Source organism: Vibrio fujianensis (genome assembly GCF_002749895.1).
In the GTDB taxonomy this organism is placed as follows: Bacteria; Pseudomonadota; Gammaproteobacteria; order Enterobacterales; family Vibrionaceae; genus Vibrio; species Vibrio fujianensis.
Map to the genome: position 1 here is coordinate 68,679 of NZ_NBUS01000035.1, position 3,109 is coordinate 71,787.

3 protein-coding genes are annotated in these 3,109 nt (G+C 46.1%); 1 reads left to right on the forward strand and 2 read right to left on the reverse strand.

Features of this window, described 5'->3' with window-relative positions; all coding sequences use genetic code 11:
* A partial coding sequence (locus B7C60_RS02330) for a sodium:solute symporter family protein (RefSeq protein WP_245868433.1) occupies positions 1–1,511 on the reverse strand: 1,511 nt, incomplete at its 3' end.
* A gap of 12 nt (positions 1,512–1,523) precedes the next feature.
* Complete coding sequence (locus B7C60_RS02335) at positions 1,524–1,790, reverse strand: DUF4212 domain-containing protein (protein ID WP_099610254.1); 267 nt, start codon at positions 1,788–1,790, stop codon at positions 1,524–1,526.
* 389 nt (positions 1,791–2,179) lie between these two features.
* On the opposite strand from B7C60_RS02335, the gene B7C60_RS17600 reads away from it, so the two are divergent.
* On the forward strand, positions 2,180–3,109 hold a 930-nt coding region (locus tag B7C60_RS17600), incomplete at its 3' end, for a potassium/proton antiporter (RefSeq protein WP_245868434.1).

The window sequence follows — 3,109 nt, forward strand, 5'->3', positions numbered from 1 at the left end:
TTGATGAATTTAAAGTAGATAATATAAGCAGCGGTAAAAATGACGCCAACGATCATGCCACTGATGGCCCCTTCTTTATTCATCTTTTTATAGAAAATACCTAAGATAATGGCAGGGAAGAAGGAGGCGGCGGCTAATCCAAAGGCGAAAGCGACGACTTCAGCAACAAAGCCCGGAGGGTTAATCCCCAAATAACCGGCACCGATAATCGCTACTGCTGACGCTAGCCGCGCGGCTAAAAGCTCTTGTTTATCGCTCATGTTGGGTTTAAAGCCTTTTTTGAGTAGATCATGTGAAATGGCGGTTGATATTACAAGTAATAATCCGGCCGCCGTTGAAAGGGCCGCCGCTAGGCCACCGGCAGCAAGCAGAGCAACAACCCAGTTGGGGAGTTGTGCGAGTTCTGGTGAGGCAAGCACAATGATATCTCGGTTGATTTGCATTTCATTTCGCTCATCTCCTGAGTAGAACATTTTGCCATCGCCATTTTTATCTTCCCATTTGACTAATCCTGTACTCTCCCAGTTTTGATACCAGCTTGGCGCTTCAGCTGCGGTCACCCCTTGCATGTCTGGGCCATTGATGGTGTCTATCATATTTACTCGCGCAAAGGCGGCGACAGCGGGAGCCGTGGTGTATAAAAAAGAGATAAATAGTAGAGCCCAACCGGCAGAAATGCGTGCATCGGAAACTTTAGGGACGGTAAAAAAGCGAATAATAACGTGAGGAAGTCCGGCGGTTCCGACCATTAATGCGGCACAAATAAAGAACACATCGACCATACTCTTGGTTCCGTCGGTATAAGCATTGAAGCCTAACTCCTGAGTTAAACCATCTAATCGAGTGAGGAGGTATTCATCACTGCCCGAAAGTGTTGATCCAAAACCAATTTGTGGAATAGGGCTACCTGTCATCATCAGTGAGGTGAAGATAGCAGGCACCATAAAGGCAAAAATCAAGACGCAGTATTGAGCCACTTGGGTATAAGTAATTCCTTTCATGCCACCCATCACGGCATAGAAGAACACAATCGCCATACCGATGATAATCCCTAGGTTAATATCCACTTCTAGGAAGCGGGCAAAGACGACCCCGACACCGCGCATTTGTCCGGCAACGTAGGTGAATGAGACAAAAATGGCGCAAAATACCGCAACCATTCGCGCAGTACGAGAATAGTAACGATCGCCGATAAAATCGGGCACGGTAAATTTACCAAATTTACGCAGGTAAGGCGCGAGGCATAGGGCGAGTAAAACATACCCTCCTGTCCAGCCGAGCAAGTAAACGGTACCATCGTAACCGACAAAAGAGATGATGCCTGCCATTGAAATAAAAGAAGCCGCTGACATCCAGTCAGCAGCCGTTGCCATGCCATTGGCCACAGGATGGACGCCGCCACCAGCGACATAAAATTCACTGGTTGAGCCCGCTCGAGCCCAGACTGCAATCCCGATGTAGAGGGCAAAGGTGATGCCGACCAAAATAAAGGTCCAAGTTTGAATATCCATATGATCCACCTTTTAGTCTTCCTGAACTTGGTATTTTTTATCAAGCGCGTTCATACGCCAGACATAGACAAAGATTAAGGCGACAAAGGTGTAGATGGCACCTTGTTGTGCAAACCAAAATCCTAATTTAAAGCCGCCGAATTGAATGTTGTTTAGGGGTTCGACGAATAAAATGCCTGCCCCATAAGAGACGGCAAACCAGATGGCGAGTAGTGAGCCCATGATGGTTAAGTTTTCTTTCCAGTAGGCTTGTGCGTGTTTGGTTGATTCGAACGCCATAACCTTCTCCTTTGCGATAGTAATGGGTGTTAAAATTTTGTTAACACCTGTAGGTTAGCAGTCTTTCGGTAAGGGATCTGTGCAACTTTAGTCTGGCGTTTTTTTTATTTTATTTTTTTATATTCAGTTGGTTATGTTTATTTTTTGATTTTATTTGCTGAGGTTGGTTGATGAATGTAGCCAAAAGTATAATAAGCCAGCTGAATGGCTGACTAAACAGAGCGGTGTGGTGGTATCAACGTTTTGTGAAGAAGAGAAAGGGTGTGCCTGACATTATTTACGTAAAGTTTTCGTTAAGAGGTTATGAATTCGTGCACAATACTGGGTGAAATTAGATTAACATAGTGATGCGTAGGGCTAGGGTATGATGGATACAATTGGGAGGATAAGTGGACGCAATAACAATTAATGGCTTTTTTCTGGTGGGTGCCTTACTGATTGCATTAAGTGTATTGCTAAGCCCTGTCTCTTCTAAGTTAGGAATCCCCATTCTGTTAGTGTTCTTAGTTGTCGGTATGCTTGCTGGAGAAGATGGCGTCGGGGGGATTGTTTTTGATAATTACTCGCTTGCTTATTTGGTGAGTAATCTCGCTCTGGCCATTATTTTACTTGATGGGGGAATGCGCACACGTGTCAGCAGCTTTCGTGTCGCATTTTGGCCTTCTGTTTCGTTGGCAACCTTTGGTGTAGCAGCAACGACCTTGTTAACAGGGTTGATGGCGACTTGGCTATTTGATCTGACCTTGTTGCAAGGTGTGTTGGTTGGCGCGATCGTTGGCTCGACCGATGCGGCGGCCGTTTTCTCTTTGCTGAAAGGGAGAAGTTTAAATGAACGAGTAGGTGCCACGCTGGAAATTGAGTCAGGCACTAACGATCCGATGGCGGTATTTTTAACCGTGACGCTGATTACGGTGCTTGGTCATCAAGGAGTGGAATTAAGCGCTGGGTTTTTGGCGTTAAGCTTTGTGCAGCAATTTGGGATAGGCGCAGTGCTCGGTTTAGTGGGTGGGTGGTTGCTCTGGAAACTGATTAACAAAACGCAATTACCAGAAGGACTTTATTCCATCCTGACGGTCAGCGGTGGACTGATTATTTTTGCCCTTTCTAATGCGTTAGGGGGCAGTGGAATTTTGTCTATCTATTTGGTGGGGCTCTTGCTTGGTAACCGCCCAACGCGTAGTCGTCATTCAATACTCAATGTGCTTGATGGCATGACCTGGCTCGCTCAAATCGGTATGTTCTTGGTGTTAGGCTTATTGGTGACGCCGTCTAATCTGATGGCTATTATGTTGCCCGGGTTGGCGTTGGCGTTCGGGATG

What these genes read in the sequence shown, in the direction of transcription:
- B7C60_RS02335 (WP_099610254.1), bottom strand. Translation starts at nt 1,790, where the DNA reads ATGGCGTTCGAATCAACCAAACACGCACAAGCCTACTGGAAAGAAAAC.